The sequence below is a fragment of the Poseidonocella sp. HB161398 genome (assembly GCF_005870025.1).
GTDB lineage: Bacteria > Pseudomonadota > Alphaproteobacteria > Rhodobacterales > Rhodobacteraceae > Mangrovicoccus.
Genome location: NZ_VATA01000068.1, coordinates 13300 through 30676 on the forward strand (window position 1 = coordinate 13300; position 17377 = coordinate 30676).

18 protein-coding genes are annotated in these 17377 nt (G+C 70.7%); 15 read left to right on the top strand and 3 right to left on the bottom strand.

Annotated elements, in window-relative coordinates; genetic code table 11:
* A complete protein-coding gene (locus tag FGX59_RS30455; RefSeq protein WP_138471472.1) occupies positions 1-1236 on the top strand; it encodes an FAD-binding oxidoreductase in 1236 nt (411 codons plus the stop codon).
* Here FGX59_RS30455 and FGX59_RS30460 read toward each other — a convergent pair.
* Positions 1229-2614 (bottom strand): MmgE/PrpD family protein, encoded by a 1386-nt coding sequence (locus FGX59_RS30460; RefSeq protein ID WP_138471474.1) that lies wholly within the window; start codon positions 2612-2614, stop codon positions 1229-1231. The genes FGX59_RS30455 and FGX59_RS30460 overlap by 8 nt on opposite strands.
* Before the next feature lie 5 nt (positions 2615-2619).
* Complete coding sequence (locus tag FGX59_RS30465; protein WP_138471476.1) at positions 2620-3342, bottom strand: fumarylacetoacetate hydrolase family protein; 723 nt, start codon at positions 3340-3342, stop codon at positions 2620-2622.
* 196 nt (positions 3343-3538) lie between these two features.
* On the opposite strand from FGX59_RS30465, the gene FGX59_RS30470 reads away from it, so the two are divergent.
* The 13 genes from FGX59_RS30470 to pqqE all read left to right on the top strand — a co-directional run bounded on the left by FGX59_RS30470 (position 3539) and on the right by pqqE (position 14610).
* A complete protein-coding gene (locus FGX59_RS30470; RefSeq protein WP_138471478.1) occupies positions 3539-4063 on the top strand; it encodes a flavin reductase in 525 nt (174 codons plus the stop codon).
* 68 nt (positions 4064-4131) lie between these two features.
* Positions 4132-4917 carry an IclR family transcriptional regulator gene (locus tag FGX59_RS30475; protein ID WP_138471480.1) on the top strand — a complete coding sequence of 262 codons (786 nt, stop codon included), beginning with the start codon at positions 4132-4134 and terminating at the stop codon, positions 4915-4917.
* Between the two features lie 69 nt (positions 4918-4986).
* Positions 4987-6417 (top strand): FAD-linked oxidase C-terminal domain-containing protein, encoded by a 1431-nt coding sequence (locus FGX59_RS30480; RefSeq protein ID WP_138471482.1) that lies wholly within the window; start codon positions 4987-4989, stop codon positions 6415-6417.
* A gap of 5 nt (positions 6418-6422) precedes the next feature.
* Positions 6423-7490 carry an FAD-binding protein gene (locus FGX59_RS30485; protein WP_138471506.1) on the top strand — a complete coding sequence of 356 codons (1068 nt, stop codon included), beginning with the start codon at positions 6423-6425 and terminating at the stop codon, positions 7488-7490.
* A 3-nt stretch (positions 7491-7493) separates the two neighbouring features.
* On the top strand, positions 7494-8777 hold the full coding sequence (gene glcF, locus FGX59_RS30490; RefSeq protein ID WP_138471484.1) for a glycolate oxidase subunit GlcF: 1284 nt from the start codon (positions 7494-7496) through the stop codon (positions 8775-8777).
* Positions 8778-8875: 98 nt separating this feature from the next.
* A complete protein-coding gene (locus FGX59_RS30495; protein WP_138471486.1) occupies positions 8876-9841 on the top strand; it encodes a substrate-binding domain-containing protein in 966 nt (321 codons plus the stop codon).
* 329 nt (positions 9842-10170) lie between these two features.
* Positions 10171-10686 (top strand): DUF2478 domain-containing protein, encoded by a 516-nt coding sequence (locus tag FGX59_RS30500; RefSeq protein ID WP_138471488.1) that lies wholly within the window; start codon positions 10171-10173, stop codon positions 10684-10686.
* A gap of 54 nt (positions 10687-10740) precedes the next feature.
* A complete protein-coding gene (locus FGX59_RS30505; RefSeq protein ID WP_240722806.1) occupies positions 10741-11397 on the top strand; it encodes a response regulator transcription factor in 657 nt (218 codons plus the stop codon).
* An 81-nt stretch (positions 11398-11478) separates the two neighbouring features.
* On the top strand, positions 11479-11577 hold the full coding sequence (gene pqqA / locus FGX59_RS30510) for a pyrroloquinoline quinone precursor peptide PqqA (RefSeq protein ID WP_138471492.1): 99 nt from the start codon (positions 11479-11481) through the stop codon (positions 11575-11577).
* 18 nt (positions 11578-11595) lie between these two features.
* A complete protein-coding gene (pqqB, locus tag FGX59_RS30515) occupies positions 11596-12492 on the top strand; it encodes a pyrroloquinoline quinone biosynthesis protein PqqB (protein ID WP_138471494.1) in 897 nt (298 codons plus the stop codon).
* The gene (gene pqqC / locus FGX59_RS30520) at positions 12489-13235 is read left to right on the top strand and encodes a pyrroloquinoline-quinone synthase PqqC (protein WP_138471496.1); all 747 of its coding nucleotides are present in this window, start codon (positions 12489-12491) and stop codon (positions 13233-13235) included. Before pqqB ends, pqqC begins: the two co-directional genes overlap by 4 nt.
* Positions 13232-13513, top strand: coding sequence for a pyrroloquinoline quinone biosynthesis peptide chaperone PqqD (pqqD, locus tag FGX59_RS30525; RefSeq protein ID WP_138471498.1), 282 nt, complete (start codon positions 13232-13234; stop codon positions 13511-13513). Before pqqC ends, pqqD begins: the two co-directional genes overlap by 4 nt.
* The gene (gene pqqE, locus FGX59_RS30530; protein ID WP_138471500.1) at positions 13510-14610 is read left to right on the top strand and encodes a pyrroloquinoline quinone biosynthesis protein PqqE; all 1101 of its coding nucleotides are present in this window, start codon (positions 13510-13512) and stop codon (positions 14608-14610) included. Before pqqD ends, pqqE begins: the two co-directional genes overlap by 4 nt.
* Positions 14611-14613: 3 nt before the next feature.
* On the opposite strand, the gene FGX59_RS30535 is transcribed toward pqqE, so the two are convergent.
* Positions 14614-15363, bottom strand: a complete 750-nt coding sequence (locus FGX59_RS30535; protein ID WP_138471502.1) for a DeoR/GlpR family DNA-binding transcription regulator — start codon at positions 15361-15363, stop codon at positions 14614-14616.
* 181 nt (positions 15364-15544) lie between these two features.
* On the opposite strand from FGX59_RS30535, the gene glpD reads away from it, so the two are divergent.
* Positions 15545-17122, top strand: a complete 1578-nt coding sequence (gene glpD / locus FGX59_RS30540) for a glycerol-3-phosphate dehydrogenase (RefSeq protein ID WP_138471504.1) — start codon at positions 15545-15547, stop codon at positions 17120-17122.
* Positions 17123-17377: the final 255 nt, after the last annotated feature.

Genomic DNA, 17377 nt, shown 5'->3' on the forward strand with positions numbered 1-17377 from the left:
ATGGGCGAGACGGTCATCATCGGCGCCGGCGTGGTCGGCATCTGCACGGCGCTCTCGCTCATCGAGCGGGGGCGCAAGGTCCGGCTGATCGACCGCGACGCGCCGGGCCAGGCCACGTCCTACGGCAATGCCGGGGTGATCTCGCCCTTCTCGATCACGCCGCATTCCTCGCCCGGCCTCTGGAAGGCCCTGCCGGGGATGCTGGCCGATCCGCGCAAGCCCCTGCGCGTCCGGCCCGGATTCTGGCCGCGCATGGCGCCCTGGGGGCTCAGGTTCCTCGCCAACGGCACAGAGGCGAAGTTCCGGGAAAGCGCCGCGGCGATGCGCGCCCTCTGCGCGCCCTCGATCGAGCTCTACCGCCGCTATCTGGAGGCCGCGGGCCAGGGCGGGCTGATCGCCGACAGCTACTACATCCACGCCTTCCGCAATCCGGACAAGGCGAGCCTCGACGCGCTCGGCTTCAAGGTCCGCGCCGAGCACGGCGCCGAGCTGGAGCTGGTCGGCTCGCAGGGGCTGCAGGCGGTGGAACCGGCGGTGTCGAAGGACTTCAAGGCGGCGATCCTGATCAAGGGGCAGGGCAGGGCGCTCTCCCCGGGGCGGATCGGCAGCGTCCTGGCGGAGCGCGTCGCGGCGCTCGGCGGCATCGTGGAGCGGGCCGAGGTCACCGGCCTCTCCCGCGAGGGCGGGACCTGGACCGTCACCACCTCCGCGGGCGCGCATGAGGCGGAGAGCGTCGTCATGGCCGCGGGCGCCTGGTCGCGCGCGCTGCTGGCGCCCTTGGGCCTGCGCCTGCCGCTGATGGCCGAGCGCGGCTACCATATCGAGATCTCCGATCCGGGCGTGACGCTCAACAACTCCTTCACCGATGTCGAGGCCACCGTAGTGGCGAGCTCCATGGAGGGCGGCATGCGCGTCGCGGGCACGGCGGAGTTCGGCGATATCGACGCGGCGCCCGACCCGGCGCGGGAGGCGGTCTTCCGCAAGCTCGCCCGCGGCATCTGCCCGGACGTGGCAGAGGGTCCGGCCAAGGTCTGGATGGGCCGCCGCCCGACGCTGCCCGACAGCCTGCCCGCGCTCGGCGGGCTTCCCGGCCAGCCGGGGCTCTATGCCGCCTTCGGCCATTCGCATCACGGGCTGATGATGGCGCCGAAGACCGGCGAGGTGGTCGCCGAGCTGGTCACCGGGGGCGATCCCGGGATCGACATGGCCCCCTACGCGCCGCTCCGCTTCAGCTGAGATCGGCGAAAAGCGGCGCGCAGGCGGCGGCGACGTCCCCGGCCTGAGCCAGCCCCTGCAGCGCCTCCAGCACGCCCTCCGGCAGGCCCGCCGCATCCAGCAGCCCGGCGGCCTTCCGCAGCACCTCCGTCTCGCTGACCGGGCGCAGAGCGCCGCCCTTGGGCGCAGGCACGTGATGGGACAGCCGCCGCCCGTCCGCCAGGACCAGCTCCGCCGTCGCCGAGGGCCGCCGCCCCCGGCCGGTCATGGCGGCATCGGCTGCGGCATCGGTCTCCAGCACGACTTTCCGTGCGGTCGCCCGGAGCCGCGGATCGGCCAGCGCGGCATCGTCCATCCAGGCGGGCCCGGCGGGCAGCCCATGGGCAAGGCAGGCGATCAGGTGGGGCAGGGCGAATTGCGCGTCAATCGCGTTCAGGGGATCGCAGACCCCCATCTTGGCCGCCACATCGGCGAAGGAGCGGATCGTCAGCGTGCCGATCTCCTCCGGAACGGTCCCGGCCAGAACCGTCTCCGCGGCCTCGAGCGCGGGCGCGATCCAGCGGCAGGCGGGATAGGTCTTGAAGGCGCCCTGGCCGGAATACCACTGCGCGCCCAGCCCGCCGGTCAGCAGCGCCGGCTCGAAGCGGTCGGAGCCCACCATCCGCCAGAACCCCTGCGGGCCGTCGAGGACCTCGGCCGCGCCGGTGAAGCCCGCGAGCGACAGCTCCACCGCCTGCACCCCGGCCTGCGCGGCGGGGGCGACGAAATCCTTGAAGCTGGCGATCGGGCGCGCCGTCCAGTTGTACTTGTGCAGGCTCGGCACGGGCACCAGCATCGCGGCCAGGCCGATGGCATTCTCCATCGCCGCCGCGTCGAGCCCGGAAAGCCGGCCATAGGCCACCGCCGCGCCGATCGCCTGGTGCTGGCCGATGCCGTAAACCTCGCGGAAGCGTTCGGGCGTGGGCTGCAGCGACAGGATCAGCCGGTTGTTGACCTCGGTCGCGGCGATCAGCGCGTCGAGGAATTCGGGGCCCGGCACCGGCCGCTTCGACGCCGCCGCTAGCGCGGCCGCGGCCATGGTGGCGCCGGGATGGCCCATCCCCTTGCCCTCGTGCTCGAACCCGTCGTCGAAATCGAGCGCATTGGCGGCCAGCGCATTGGCGAAGGCGGCCATCATCGGGCTCGTGCCGCCGCCGCCGATCAGCCCGGCCGGGCCGCTGCCGCCCATCGCCTGCGCATGGCGCCGCGCCGCGCGGGCGATCTCCAGCCCGGCACCGCCGGCCGCGCAGGCCAGCGTGTCGAGCAGATGCAGTGCCAGATGGTCCCGGATCTCCTGCGGCGCGGCAATGGCACCTGCGGCGAAGCGGGCAAGCGGGCGGGTCGGGGCGGCGGCGGTCATGGGGATCAGAGCAGGCTGACGTTGACCTCGCCCAGCCCCTCGATGCTGCCGCGGATCTCGGTTCCGGCCGGGAAATAGGGGATGCCGCAGAGCGTGCCGGTGATGACGACCTGCCCGGGCTGCAGCCCGCCGCAATGCGTGCCGATGAAATCCGCCAGGACCGACAGCGTGGTCAGCGCCGAGCCGAAGGGCACTTCGGTCTCGCCGTCGAGCACGGTCTCCTCGCCCGCGGTCAGCTTGGCGGTGAGCTTGCCGAAATCGCTGCCGTCCCAGCCGGTCAGCGGCTTGCCCAGCACCAGCCCGCCATTGATCTGGTTGTCGGCGAGCTTGGCCAGCGGGTCGCCGGCCAAGGGCCCGGCAAGGCGGGTGTCGACCAGCTCGATCGCCGGCAGCGGGCGGACATGCTTGGCCAGCTCCGCCGGCGTGGCGCCCGCGGGCAGGGGCGAGAGGATCTCGAAGCCGACCTCCAGCTCGATCGCCATCTTGTCGGCGACCTTCACGGCGCCGCCCGAGGCCAGCACCTTGTCGGCGCGGATCGGCGCCATGATCGGGTCGGCGCCCGGCTTCTGCCCGACCTTGAAGCCGCCGACCGCGCCGAAATGGCGCGAGACCTCGGCCTGCACGGCAAAGGCCTCGGCGGCGCTGGCCGGGCCGGCCTCGGGCTGGATGCGGGTGCCGGTCTCATGGGCGGCGATCAGGGCGGCGGCAAGCGGGGACAGTTCGGACATGGACCCTCCGGAAGAACTGCGGGAACGTGATGCGCCCGGTGTAGACCCCTGCCGCGCCAGACAGAAGACGCAAGCGGCGGCTGCGTCACCGCAGCAGGCAGATCGCGGATTTTTGCCGGATTTCCCGGCTTCCCCTCTGACCTTTCCTGCCGAGGGGCGCTACATTGGGCGGGAAAGATGCGCGGGAAGGACGGCAATGACGCAGACAGGCGACAAGGAAACGGCGGCGGCGGTGCCCGCCCTGGTGACGCGCGAGGCGTTCCGCGACGGCATGGCCCGTCTGGCCGGCGCCGTGAATATCGTGACGACGGACGGGCCGGGCGGCCGGGCGGGCTTCACTGCGACGGCGGTCTGCTCGGTGACCGACGATCCGCCGACGCTGCTCGTCTGCCTCAACCGCCAGAGCTCGGCCATGCCGGCCTTCGCTGCCAACGAGGCGGTCTGCGTCAACACCGTCGGCCCGCGCCACCGCGACCTGGCGATGACCTTCGGCGGCCGGACCCCGATGTCGGAGCGCTTTGCCGAGACCGGCTGGCACCGCGGCGTCTCGGGGGCGCCGGTGCTCGAGGCGGCGGTGGTCTCCTTCGACTGCCGGGTCAGCCACCGCCATCTCTGCGGCACGCATGAGGTGATCTTCTGCGAAGTGGTCGGCGTGGTCTCGGATCCGACCGAACCCGGCGCGGCCTATTTCGCGCGGAAGTTCCACGACCTGCCGGTCTAAGACTGGACAGGCCCGCGCCGCCACCCCATTATGCGGAAAGCAGTTTCGCGATACGGGAGGAGAGCGGGATGGAAGGCAAGGGCGGCGGCGTCCAGTCGGTGACGCGGGCGCTGGGGCTCTTGCGGCTCATGGCGCGCTCGGACGAGGGGCACCGGGTCAGCGACCTGGCGCGCGAGGCGGGGCTGGCGGTCTCGACCGCGCACCGGCTGCTGACGACGCTGGAATCCGAGGGTTTCGCCCAGTTCGACGCCGAGGAGGCGCTGTGGCATGTCGGGCGCGAGGCCTATGCCGTCGGCGCCGCCTATGTGCAGCGGCGCAATTTCGTGGCGCCCGCCATGCCCTATCTGCGCCGCCTGCGCGACGAGACCCGCGAGACCGCCAATCTGGGCGTGCTCGACATCGACCATCTGGTGACGCTGAGCCAGGTGGAAAGCCGCGAGATCGTCCGGGCCATCTCGCCGCCCGGCGGCCGCGTCCCGGCCTTCTGCTCGGGCATGGGCAAGGCGATCCTCGCCACCTGGCCCGACGACCAGATCGCCGATTTCGCCGCCCGCACCGGTTTCCACCCGCTGACCTCGCATTCCCATCGCGGGCTCGACACCGCGATGGAGGACATCGCCCGCATCCGCGGCCAGGGCTTCGCCGTCGATGACGAAGAACACGCGCCGGGGCTCAGATGCATCGCCGCCGTGGTCTGGTCGGAAAGCGGAGAGGCCGCCTGCGCGATCTCCATCTCGGCGCTCTCCGCGCGGCTGGTGCCGGAGAAATTTGCCGCAGCCGGCGAGAAGGTCGCGCGCGCGGCCGCGGATCTCAGCCAGCGGCTGGGCGGACGGCCGCCGCTTTCCATATCGTGAAAAAGCCGCCGCCCGCAGGGGCTGGACCCGGGGCGGCCATGGCAGACATCATGGTCGAGGGAGGACATCATGGAATTGCCAAGCCCGAATCCGGCTATCCTGGACCGGCGCGCCGAGATCGTCGCGCGGCTGAAGGCAGCGCTGCCCGCGGGTACCGTCATCGACGACCCGCGCGGGCTCGTCGCCTATGAATGCGACGCGCTGACGGCCTATCGCTGCCCGCCGCTGGCCGTGGCGCTGCCGCGCTCGACCCAGGAAGTCGCCGAAGCTCTGAAGATCTGCCACGAGATGGGCGTGCCGGTGGTGCCGCGCGGGGCAGGGACCTCGCTGGCCGGGGGCTCGCTGCCGACCGGCGACGCGGTTGTGATCGGCGTCGCCCGGCTGACGCGGGTGCTGGAGACGGACTATGCCGACCGCATCATCCGCGTAGAGACCGGCCGCACCAACCTGAGCGTGACCGGCGCGGTCGAGGCCGACGGCTTCTTCTACGCGCCCGACCCGTCCTCGCAGCTGGCCTGCGCGATCTCGGGCAATATCGGCATGAATTCTGGCGGCGCGCATTGCCTGAAATACGGCGTGACGACCAACAACCTGCTCGGCGTGACCATGGTGCTGATGGACGGCACGGTGGTGGAGATCGGCGGCGCGCACATGGATGCGGGCGATCTGGATCTGCTCTCGGTCATCTGCGGCTCCGAGGGCCAGCTCGGCATCGTCACCGAGGCCACCCTGCGCATCCTGCCCAAGCCCGAGGGCGCGCGGCCGGTGCTGATGGGCTTCGGCTCGTCGCGGGTCGCGGGCGCCTGCGTGTCGGACATCATCGAGGCGGGCGTGCTGCCGGTTGCGATCGAGTTCATGGACCGCCCCTGCATCCGCGCCTGCGAGGCCTTCGCCCATGCGGGCTATCCCGATGTCGAGGCGCTGCTGATCATCGAGGTCGAGGGCTCGCCGGCGGAGATCGACCACCAGCTCCGCCTGATCCGCGGGATCGCCGAGCGCCACGGGCCGGAGGTGATCCGCGAAAGCACCACGGCCGAGGAAAGCGCCGCGATCTGGCTGGGCCGGAAATCCGCCTTCGGCGCGATGGGGCAGATCAACGACTACATGTGCCTCGACGGCACCATCCCGGTGACCGAGCTGCCGCTGGTGCTCGAACGCATCGGCGAGCTCTCGGCGCAATACGGGCTGGGCGTCGCCAATGTCTTCCATGCGGGCGACGGCAACATGCATCCGCTTATCCTCTTCGACGCCAACAAGCCCGGCGACCTGGAGCTCTGCGAGCAGATGGGCGCCGACATCCTGAAGCTCTGCGTCGAGGTCGGCGGCTGCCTCACCGGCGAGCATGGGGTCGGCGTCGAGAAGCGCGACCTGATGACGGTGCAGTTCTCGGAGGACGACCTGGAGGCGCAGCTGAAGGTGAAGGACGTGTTCGACCCGAAATGGCTTCTGAACGCGGCCAAGGTCTTTCCGCTGGCGGTGACCGAGGGGCGGCGGCCATGACCGTGATCGCGCCTGCATGCGAGGCCGAACTGGCCGAGGCGATCCGCGCCGCGAACGGCCCCTTTGCCATCCGCGGCGGCGGCACGCGCAGCCCCGCCGCCGACCGTCCGGTTCTGTCCACTGCCGGGCTCGTCGGCGTCGTCCTCTACGAGCCCGGCGCGCTGACGCTGGTCGTGAAGGCCGGGACGCCGCTGGCGGAGGTCGAGGACGTGCTGGCGGCGAAGAACCAGCGCCTGGCCTTCGAGCCGATGGACCACCGTCCGGTGCTGGGCACCTCCGGCGACCCGACGATCGGCGGCGCGCTTGCCGTCAACGCCTCCGGTCCCCGCCGGGTGCAGGCGGGCGCGGCGCGCGATTTCCTCCTCGGCGCGGTCTTCGTCGATGGCGAGGGCACGCGGGTCCGCAATGGCGGGCGGGTGATGAAGAATGTCACCGGCTACGATCTCGCCCGGCTGCAGGCCGGCGCGCGGGGGTCGCTGGGCGTGCTGACCGAGCTCAGCTTCAAGGTGCTGCCGGTCCCGGAGCGGGTGGCGACGCTGGCTCTTGCCTGCGACACGCCCGGCCGCGCGGTGGCTGAGATGTCCCGCGCGCTCGGCTCGCCCTACGAGGTGACAGGGGCGGCCTGGGACGGGGCGCGGGTGCTCCTGAGGATCGAGGGCTTCGCCGACTCGGTGGCCTATCGCGCGGGCGAACTGGCGCGGATCATCCCGGGCCTCGCCCCGGCCGACGAGGATCCCTGGCCCGCCCTGCGCGACGGCGCGGCGCTTGCGCCGATGGAGCGCGACATCTGGCGCGTCAGCCTGCGGGCGAGCCATGGCGCGGTTCTGGCCGAGCGGCTCCGCGAGGCGGGGGCGGCGGTGCAGCTCGACTGGGGCGGCGCGCTCCTCTGGGCCGCGACGGCGCCGGGCACCGACCTGCGCGCCGAAATGGCGGATCTGGGCGGCCATGCCACGCGTCTGCGCGGGCAGGGCAGCACGCCCGCGCGCCATCCCGATCCCGCTCCGGTGGCCGCGCTGGCCGCAGGGCTGAGGCAGAAATTCGACCCGCGCGGGCTCTTTGCTCCGGAAGGCTAGGCGATGCAGACCAATTTCACCGAAGACCAGCTCCGCGAGCCGGGCATTGCCCGCGCCAACGAGATCCTGCGCGCCTGCGTGCATTGCGGCTTCTGCACGGCGACCTGTCCCAGCTACCAGGTGCTGGGCGACGAGCTGGATTCCCCGCGCGGCCGCATCTACCTGATCAAGGACATGCTGGAATCGGGCCGGCCCGCCGATGCCGAGACGGTCTCGCATATCGACCGCTGCCTCGGCTGCCTGGCCTGCATGACGACCTGTCCCTCGGGCGTGCACTACATGCATCTCGTCGACCATGCCCGCGCCCATATCGAGAAGACCTGGACGCGCCCCTGGCCCGAACGGCTGCTGCGCGGCGCGCTGGCGCGGATCCTGCCCTATCCGGGGCGGTTCCGCTGGGCGATGGTCGGCGCCAAGCTGGCCCGGCCGTTCCGCCGGCTGGTGCCCGATGCGCGGGCGCGCGCGATGCTCGACATGGCCAGGGCGCCGATCGCGGCTCCCTCCGCGATGGACCAGCCGCAGGTGCACCCCGCGGCAGGCCCGCGCCGCGGCCGCGTCGTGCTGATGACCGGCTGCGCGCAGAAGGCGCTCGATGCCGATATCAACGCGGCGACGATCCGGCTGCTGACCCGGCTGGGCATCGAGGTGGTGATCCCCGAGGGCGAGGGCTGCTGCGGCGCGCTGGTCCACCACATGGGCCGCGAGGAGGAGGCGAAGCAGTTCGCCGCCCGCAATATCTGCACCTGGATGGCGCAGATGGAGGGGCTAGACGCGATCGTCATCAACACCTCGGGCTGCGGCACGACGGTCAAGGATTACGGCCATATCTTCCGCAACGATCCCCTGGCGGAGGCCGCGGCCGAGGTCAGCGCCAAGGCGAAGGACATCACCGAATTCCTCGCCACGCTCGATCTGCCCGCGCCGGAGCGGCACGGCATGCGCATCGCCTATCACGCCGCCTGCTCGCTGCAGCATGGCCAGAAGGTGACCGCGGCGCCGAAGACGCTGCTGCAGGCGGCGGGATACGAGGTGTCGAGCCCGGCCGATGCGCATCTGTGCTGCGGCTCCGCCGGGACCTACAACCTGATGCAGCCGGAGATCGCCGCCGAGCTCGGGCGCCGCAAGGCCGGGACGCTCATGGCGCTGCAGCCGGAGGCGATCGCGGCGGGCAATATCGGCTGCATGACCCAGATCGGCGCGCGGAGCGGCGTGCCGGTGGTGCATACGGTCGAGCTGCTGGACTGGGCCTGGGGCGGGCCGGAACCGGCGAAGCTGGCGCAGGGCTGACGCGGTCCCTCCGATGCCGGGCTGCGCCATGTGCCCGGGCGGGCTTCAGCTTCCGGAAACCTTCCGCGGGCTAGCCTCTGGGCCAGGAGGTTGCCGCAATGACAGGCCCGTTCCGCGCTGTGCTCGCCCTCGCTGCCGCCCTGTCCTGGGCGGCGCCGCTTCCGGCGGCCGATCTTTTCGTGATCGGCGGCAAGCCAGATGATCCGTTCTGGACCATCGTCCGCCGCGGCGCGGAAGATGCCGCCGCCATGGTCGAGGCGCAGGCGGGCTCCGTCACCTGGCTGGGGCTCGACAGCTACGACAATCTCGGTGCCGATGCCGCCGCCCTGATCCGCGAGGCGGTGGCCCGCGGCGCGGACGGGCTGGTCGCCCCGGACTGGCAGCCCGAGGTGATGGACCCGGCTTTCCGGGAAGCCGCCGCCGCGGGCATTCCGTTTGTCATCTACAATGCCGGCGGGCGGGAGGCGGCGGATCGGCTAGGCGCGCTGGCCTATATCGGCAGCGACAATGCCGGCAATGGCGAGGCGGCGGGCCGCTACTTCGCCGATCACGGATTCACCCGGGCGGTCTGCATCAACACCCTGCCGGGGCTCGCGAATATCCGCGAGATGTGCGACGGCATGGCGGCCGGGCTGGCGGCGCACGGCGGCCAGGGCGAGATGCTGGTGCTGGAGGAGGGCAGCTTCGGCGACCGTAGCCTGGTCTCGGACGCGGTCAAGGCGCATCTGCTGGCGAATCCCCAGGTCACCGGGGTTTTCGCGATCGGCAATTTCGACGCGGGCGCGGTGGACGAGGCGATCATCCGCGCGGGCAAGGCCGGGCGGGTCAAGTTCGGCGGGACAAATCTCGACGGACCCGCCCTGGCGGGCATCCGCGCGGGATCACAGCTCTTCGCAGTCGACCAGCAGGGCTATCTGCAGGGGGTCCTGGGGGTCACTCTGCTGAATGCGCACGTGAATTTCGGACTGACATTGCCGGAGGGACAGATCCTGACCGGACCGGGCCTGGTCGATCTGTCGAATATCGACCTGGTCGAGCGGGGGATTTCGCGCGGAGCGCGATGAGGGTCCGTAGAAAAAAAGAAGCGGCGGTCCCAGGGAGGAGGAGGGGACCGCCGCTGATTTCCTAGGCTCAGGGAGGAGGAGGAGCCGTCGGAAACTCTTTGGTACTCAATGTACCGATGAGTACAAACTACCCTCGCAGGACGGCGGGCGCAACAACTTGTATGGAAGATCTGCTCTGAGCTGAGCGCATGGCGCAGGTGAAGCGCCGTCGCACTGGTGAAGCAGGTCCCCCGATTGCGCGGCATGCAGACGAATGTCGCGGACGGCAAGACTGGCGGCGGCGGCAGGACGGGTCTATCCTCGGCCCCTGTCAGGACGGAGTAGCGACGATGCGGATCGGATATGTCACGGCGGAAGGCAGGGGCGACGGCGACCGTCTGCTCTGCGCGTTGGCGGAGCGGCTCGGGGCGCAGGGGCTGCGCCTGGCTGGGGTGGTGCAGCACAATACCGACAGGGCCGATGACAGCGGCTGCGACATGGATGTGCGGGTGCTGCCGGACGGGCCGCTGGTACGGATATCGCAATCCCTGGGCGCGGGCTCTTCGGGCTGCCGGCTCGATGCCGGGGCGCTCGAGCAGGCGGTCGGGCTGGTCGGCGCCTCGATGGCGGCCGGGGCGGATCTGCTGATGGTCAACAAGTTCGGCAAGCACGAGGCCGAGGGCCGCGGCTTCCGCGCGCTGATCGGCGATGCGCTGGCGGCGGAGGTGCCGGTCATTGTCGGCGTCGCCGAGAAGAACATGCCCGCCTTCCTGGAATTCGCCGGCGAATTCGCCGAGCCGGTCCCGGCCGAGACGGCGGCGCTGGAGGCCTGGGCGCTCGGCATGCGGGCCGGAACGGCCGCCTGAGCTGCGGCGGGCAGGGGAGGAACCGCGCTGGCCGGAACCGCAGACGCTCCCAGGGTGCTGGTCGTCGATGACGATCCCGACATCGCCTCCGTGCTGGCCCGCGGCCTGCGCCTGAAGGGATTCGAGGTCACCACCGAGGCCCGCGCCGACGCCGCGGCGGCGCGCCTGCGCGAGGACGCCTTCGATGCCGCGGTGATCGACGTGATGATCGGCGCCGAAAGCGGGCTCGATCTGGTGGTCGGGCTGCGTGCGGCAGGGGTGGACCTGCCGGTCCTGATGCTCAGCGCGCTGGCGGAGATCGCCGACCGCGCCGCCGGGCTGCGGGCCGGGGCGGATGACTACGTGGTCAAGCCGCTCGATCTCGACGAGCTGGCGGCACGGCTCCATGTCCAGATCAGCCGCGCGGCCGAGACCCGGCCCGGCGGGCCCGAGCTCGATCCCGGCCGCCGCCGCCTCTGCTGCGGCACCTCGGAGCTCGACCTGACCGAGCGCGAATTCGCGGTGCTCCGCCTTCTGTGGGAGCATCGCGGCGGCCCGCTGGCGCGCGGCGAGATCTTCGACCGGCTCTGGACCGGCGACACGCCCGGCGCCGAGAACGTGGTCGACGTCTATATCGGCTATCTCCGCAAGAAGCTGGCGCAGCGGCCGGAATTCGGGCTGCAGATCGTCACCATCCGCAGCCGCGGCTTCGAGCTGCGCGGCGTTTCTTAGAATCCTCTTAGAACTCGCGGGCCCGCGACTCCGCGCGGCTGTCGTATGGTCAGCGGGCAAACCCGAGGAGGAGATACGACCATGGCATGGACCAAGCCGACCCTGAAGGAAATCGCCTGCGGCATGGAAATCAACATGTACAGCCCGGCTGAGGACGACGACCGCGACGTCTGGCTGTAAGCCGGGCGGAAGACGCGGATGCCGATCCGCGCCATCATCCTGGGGGCGGCGGCCGGTGGCGGCCTCCCCCAATGGAACTGCGGCTGCCCCAACTGCACGCTGGCCCGGGCGGGCACCATCCCGTCCCTGACCCAGAGCTCGGTGGCCGTGAGCCTGGACGGGAGTTCCTGGGCGCTGCTCAATGCCTCGCCCGACCTGCGCCAGCAATTCGCCCGAGCGCCGCAGCTGGCGCCGACGGACCTGCGGACCTCCCCGCTGCGCTCGGTTCTGGTCACCAATGGCGATATCGACCATGTGGCCGGACTCCTCACCCTGCGCGAGAAGCAGCCCTTCGATCTCTTCGCGACGGCGGAGATCCAGGCGGCGCTGTCCGGCAATCCGATGATGGCCGCGGTCGATGCCGCGCTGGTGCCGCGCCGCACGGTGTCGCTTGAGATGCCGTTCGAGCTGCTGCCCGGCCTGACCGCCAGGCTATTTCCCGTGCCGGGGAAGGTGCCGCTCTATCTGGAGGGGGCGGAGGTGCGGACCGATCTGGAAGGCGAGCAGACCGTCGGCGTGGAGCTTTCCGCAGGGGGAACGCGCATCCTCTACATTCCCGGCTGCGCCCGGGTGACGCCGAAGCTGGCGGAGCGGATCGAGGGGGCGGAGATGGTCTTCTTCGACGGCACGCTCTGGCAGGATGACGAGATGATCCGCGCGGGGCTGGGTCAGAAGACCGGCCAGCGGATGGGACATATCTCGATGAGCGGCCCCGACGGCTCGATCGCCCAGCTCGGCGGTCTCGGCATCGGCACCCGGGTCTTCGTCCACATGAACAACACCAATCCGGTCCTGCGCCCGGACTCGGCGGAGCGCGCCGAAGCCGAGGGTGCGGGCTGGATCATCGCCCAGGATGGCATGGAGCTGACCGCATGACCGACACCAAGGCAGAGTTCGAGGCGCGGCTGCGCCAGATCGGCGCCGAGCGCTATCACGACCTCCATCCGTTTCATCACCGCCTGCATGGCGGCCAGTGCACGCCGGACGAGGTCCGCGCCTGGGTGATCAACCGCTACTACTACCAGAGCCGCATCCCGATGAAGGATGCCGCCTTCATGAGCCGGGTGGAGGATCCGGCGCTGCGCCGCGCCTGGCGCAGCCGGATCGAGGACCATGACGGGCGCGAAGGCAACGAGGGCGGCATCCGCCGCTGGCTGCGACTGGCCGCGGCGGTGGGACTCGACCCGGACTATGTCGCCTCCTGCGAGGGCGTGCTGCCGGCCACGAAATTCGCGGTCGACGCCTATGTCCGCTTCGTCCGCGACAAGACCCTGCTGGAGGCGGTGGCGGCCTCGCTGACCGAGCTTTTCGCCCCCGCGATCCATGCGGCGCGGATCGAGGGGCTGCTGCAGAACTACGCTTTCGCGGATGATGCCAGCCTGTCCTACTTCCGCAACCGCCTGAGCGAGGCGCCGAAGGACGTGGCCTTCGGGCTGCAATGGGTGCTCGATCACGCCGATACGGCGGAGAAGCAGGACCAGGCGGCGGCGGCGCTGGTCTTCAAGACCGACGTTCTGTGGTCGCAGCTCGACGCGCTCTGGGGGGCCTATGTCGCGCCCGCGCGCATCCCGCCGGGCGCCTGGCAGCCCGGAACCGGCCTGGCGCGGGCGGCGGCATGAGTCTCTCGGCCGCCTCTGTCCCGGTCCTGCCCCGCGGGGTGCGGCTGCATGAGGACAAGGTCCGCGGCGGCTGGGTCCTGCTCGCGCCGGAACGCGCGCTGTCGCTCGACAGCATCGGGCTCGCCATCCTGACGGAAATCGACGGGCGCCGCAGCCTGGGCGAGATCTCGGAGGACCTGGCGGCCCGCTACGAGGCCCCGGCGGCGGCGATCCTGTCCGACTGCATCGACTATCTCGGCGCCCTCTGCGACCGCCGCATCCTGGAGGCCGCGCCATGACCCAGCCGCCCATCGCCATGCTGGCCGAGCTGACCCATCGCTGTCCGCTGGCCTGCCCCTACTGCTCGAACCCTCTGGATCTCACCCGCAGGGAGGCCGAGCTGGACACCGCGACCTGGGCCAGGGTGTTCCGCGAGGCGGCCGCGCTCGGCGTGCTGCAGCTCCACCTTTCGGGCGGCGAGCCGCTGGCGCGGCGCGATCTGGCCGAACTGGTGAAGGCGGCGCGCGAAGCGGGGCTCTACGCCAATCTCATCACCTCCGGGATCGGCCTGACCGACGCACGGGCGGCCGAGCTGGAGGCGGCCGGGCTCGACCATGTGCAGCTGTCGTTGCAGGGCACGGATGCCGCGATGGCGGACGAGATCGGCGGCTACCAGGGCGGTTTCGCGCGCAAGATGGCGGCGGCGGAGATCATCCGCGCCACCGGCTTCCCGCTGACGCTGAACTTCGTCATGCACCGCCGCAACATGCACCAGCTGCCCCGCGCGCTGGAGATGGCGGTGGAGATGGGCGCGCGGCGGATCGAAGTCGCCACCGTGCAGGTCCACGGCTGGGCCGAGAGGAACCGCGGGGCGCTGGTGCCGACGCGGGCGCAGGCGGCGGAGGCGACGGCCGTGGTCGGCGCGGCCCGGGCGCGGCTGAAGGGCGTGCTGGTCATCGACTACGTGCCGGCGGACTACCATTCCGCCTATCCCAAGGCCTGCATGGGCGGCTGGGGCTCGACCGGGCTGAACGTGACGCCCGCGGGCCGGGTGCTGCCCTGCCATGCCGCCGAGACCATCCCGCATCTGGAGTTCCAGTCGGTGCAGACCCATGGGTTGGCGGAGATCTGGACGGACGGCCCGGCCTTCAACGCCTATCGCGGCACCGAGTGGATGCAGGAGCCCTGCACGAGCTGCGAGCGCAAGAGCCGGGATTTCGGCGGCTGCCGCTGCCAGGCGATGGCCCTGGCCGGGGATGCGGCGGCCACTGATCCGGTCTGCTCGAAATCTCCGCGCCATGCCGAGCTGGCCGCGCAGGCGGAGCGCTGGTCGCAGGCCGATGACGCGATGGTCTACCGCCCGGCGCCGGGCAAGCCCGCGCTGGAACGCGCCTGAGCCTCAGCCGGCCAGCACGACCTCCAGATCCAGATCCCGCAGCACCGGGGGCAGGGGTCGGTCGGTAAAGAGCCGGTCGACTTGCGACAGCGACCCGATCCGGACCGGCGCGGTGCGCTCGAACTTCGAATGGTCGGCCACCAGGAAGACCCGGCGCGCGCGGCGCAGGATGGTCTGGGTCACGCCCACCTCCTGCGCGTCGAAATCCAGCAGGTCGCCATCGGCATCGATCGCCGAGCAGCCGATCACCGCCAGGTCGAACTTGTAGCTCTCGACCGAGGCCTGGGTCAGCGGTCCGACCAGCCCGCTGTCGCTGCGCCGGAAGCTGCCGCCGGCCACGACGATATCCGCCTCCGGATTGCCGATCAGGATATTCGCCACATTGAGGTTGTTGGTCATCACCATCAGCCCGCGATGCGACAGCAGGTGGCGCGCCACCGCCTCGGTCGTGGTGCCGATATTGAGGAAGAGCGACGAATCCTGCGGCACCGCCGCCGCGCAGGCCCGGCCGATCGCCTCCTTCGCCGCGCGGTTCAGCCGGCTTCGCTCGGCATAGACGATATTCTCGGTGCCCGAGGGCAGGATCGCGCCGCCATGGACCCGCTCCAGCTGGCCGGCCTCCGCCAGGTCGTTCAGGTCGCGCCGGATGGTCTGCGCCGTCACGCCGAAATGCGCCACCAGCTCCTCGACGGCGACCTTGCCCTCGCGGCGGGCGATCTCGAGGATCTGCGGATGGCGGAAGCTCTGAGACATGGATTTCCCCGGGTTTCGGCAGTGTGCGACCCTAGCGCGGGCAGGTGCGGTTTCGCAAGCCGAACGAAAAAACGCGCAGAAAAGCGCGCAAAACGAAAACAAACGAAAATACTCCATTGACAGGAGCAGGGCGAAAGGCCCATTTCGGCCCTAACGGCAACGGGCCAATGGAGACGCGCGCATGACCCCGGACTACGACCTTCTCATCATAGGCGGCGGCATCAATGGCTGCGGCATCGCCCGCGATGCGGCAGGGCGGGGCATGACTGTCGCGCTGGCGGAGATGGACGACCTCGCCTCGGCAACCTCCTCGGCCTCGACCAAGCTCTTCCATGGCGGGCTGCGCTATCTGGAATTCTTCGAGTTCCGCCTGGTCCGCGAGGCGCTGATCGAGCGCGAGGTCCTGCTGCGCGCCATGCCCCATATCTCCTGGCCGATGCGCTTCGTGCTGCCCTATCACAAGGACATGCGCTTCGAGAGCCAGACGCCGACCTCGAAGCTGCTCTCCACGGTCATGCCCTGGATGAAGGGCCGCCGCCCGGCCTGGCTGATCCGCTTCGGCCTCTTCCTCTACGACCATCTCGGCGGGCGGAAGATCCTGCCGGGCACGCGCAACGTGGATCTGGCGACCGACGAGGCGGGCAAGCCGCTCAAGGCGAAATTCGCGAAGGCCTACGAGTATTCCGACTGCTGGGTGCAGGATTCCCGGCTGGTGGCGCTGAACGCCCGCGACGCGGCCGCCAGGGGCGCGAAGATCTGGACCCGCACCAAGCTGACCGCGGCCGAGCGCCATGCGGATCATTGGGTGGCGACGCTGGAGGACACCGAGACCGGCGAGACGCGCCAGGTCAGCGCGAGGATGCTGGTCAATGCCGCCGGGCCCTGGGTGGGCGAGACCTTGAGGGGCGTGCTGAAGGTCGAGTCGCAGGACCGCGTGCGCCTCGTGCGCGGCAGCCATATCGTCGTGCCGAAGCTGCATGGCCATGACCGCGCCTATTTCTTCCAGGGCGAGGACGGCCGGATCATCTTCGCGATCCCCTACGAGGGCGATTTCACCCTGATCGGCACGACGGACCAGGAGCATGGCGATCCCGATTCCCGCCCGGTCTGCACCGAGGAGGAGGCCGAATATCTCTGCAACTTCGCCTCGCAGTATTTCGAAACGCCGGTGAAGCGCGAGGATGTCGTCTGGACCTATTCCGGCGTGCGGCCGCTCTATGACGACGGCGCCAGCTCGGCCACGGCGGCGACCCGCGACTACACGCTGAAGCTCGAGACCTCCGGCGCCCCGCTCCTCAATGTCTTCGGCGGCAAGATCACCACCTACCGGCGGCTGGCGGAGCATGCGCTGGAGAAGATCGCCAGCGTCCTGCCGGTCTCCGGTCCGGCCTGGACGGCGGGCGCGGCCCTTCCGGGCGGCGACTTCCCGGTCGACGGCGTGCCGGCGCTTCTCGCGGATCTGCGCGCGCGCTATCCGTTCCTCGACGAGGCCTGGGCGCTGCGCTTGGTCCGCGCCTACGGCGCCGAGGCGGCGGAGATGCTGGGCACGGCCGCCAGTGCTGCCGATCTGGGGCGCGATTTCGGCGCGACCCTGACAGGGCGCGAGGTCGCCTGGCTGATGGAGCGCGAATATGCCCGCCATGCTGCCGACGTGCTCTGGCGGCGCGGCAAGCTCGGCCTGCGGCTCAGCAAGGCCCAGGCCACGGCGCTCGAGGCCTGGATGACCGGGCAGGACGACCTCTCCGCTGCCGCGGAGTAGGCCTCCCCGCCACCCGCATTCTAGGGCCCTGCGGCGGTTGCTGCGGGGCTTTTCCGTATCTGGGGGCCGGGGCTGGTTCTGGCGATATTTCGGGGCGGGGCAGGGGGTTCCGCTTGGTCATTTAGATTTTTTTGCCTTTCGAGCGAGAATCGAGTTGCGGGGGTCGGGAGGTTTCTCTAGAAGGCCCTTCACCGACGGGGCGGCGACGCTCCGGGGCGCTGGACGGGTCGCTGAGGCGGGTTGGACGGCGGAGAG

Bases quoted from the DNA above. Each gene is read 5' to 3' on its own strand.
- FGX59_RS30500 (WP_138471488.1), top strand. From the start codon at position 10,171: ATGCGGATCGGATATGTCACGGCGGAAGGCAGGGGCGACGGCGACCGT.
- pqqB (WP_138471494.1), top strand. From the start codon at position 11,596: ATGCCGATCCGCGCCATCATCCTGGGGGCGGCGGCCGGTGGCGGCCTC.
- FGX59_RS30465 (WP_138471476.1), bottom strand. From the start codon at position 3,342: ATGTCCGAACTGTCCCCGCTTGCCGCCGCCCTGATCGCCGCCCATGAG.
- pqqA (WP_138471492.1), top strand. From the start codon at position 11,479: ATGGCATGGACCAAGCCGACCCTGAAGGAAATCGCCTGCGGCATGGAA.
- glpD (WP_138471504.1), top strand. From the start codon at position 15,545: ATGACCCCGGACTACGACCTTCTCATCATAGGCGGCGGCATCAATGGC.
- glcF (WP_138471484.1), top strand. From the start codon at position 7,494: ATGCAGACCAATTTCACCGAAGACCAGCTCCGCGAGCCGGGCATTGCC.
- pqqE (WP_138471500.1), top strand. From the start codon at position 13,510: ATGACCCAGCCGCCCATCGCCATGCTGGCCGAGCTGACCCATCGCTGT.
- FGX59_RS30495 (WP_138471486.1), top strand. From the start codon at position 8,876: ATGACAGGCCCGTTCCGCGCTGTGCTCGCCCTCGCTGCCGCCCTGTCC.
- pqqC (WP_138471496.1), top strand. From the start codon at position 12,489: ATGACCGACACCAAGGCAGAGTTCGAGGCGCGGCTGCGCCAGATCGGC.
- FGX59_RS30470 (WP_138471478.1), top strand. From the start codon at position 3,539: ATGACGCAGACAGGCGACAAGGAAACGGCGGCGGCGGTGCCCGCCCTG.
- pqqD (WP_138471498.1), top strand. From the start codon at position 13,232: ATGAGTCTCTCGGCCGCCTCTGTCCCGGTCCTGCCCCGCGGGGTGCGG.
- FGX59_RS30535 (WP_138471502.1), bottom strand. From the start codon at position 15,363: ATGTCTCAGAGCTTCCGCCATCCGCAGATCCTCGAGATCGCCCGCCGC.
- FGX59_RS30455 (WP_138471472.1), top strand. From the start codon at position 1: ATGGGCGAGACGGTCATCATCGGCGCCGGCGTGGTCGGCATCTGCACG.
- FGX59_RS30475 (WP_138471480.1), top strand. From the start codon at position 4,132: ATGGAAGGCAAGGGCGGCGGCGTCCAGTCGGTGACGCGGGCGCTGGGG.
- FGX59_RS30480 (WP_138471482.1), top strand. From the start codon at position 4,987: ATGGAATTGCCAAGCCCGAATCCGGCTATCCTGGACCGGCGCGCCGAG.
- FGX59_RS30460 (WP_138471474.1), bottom strand. From the start codon at position 2,614: ATGACCGCCGCCGCCCCGACCCGCCCGCTTGCCCGCTTCGCCGCAGGT.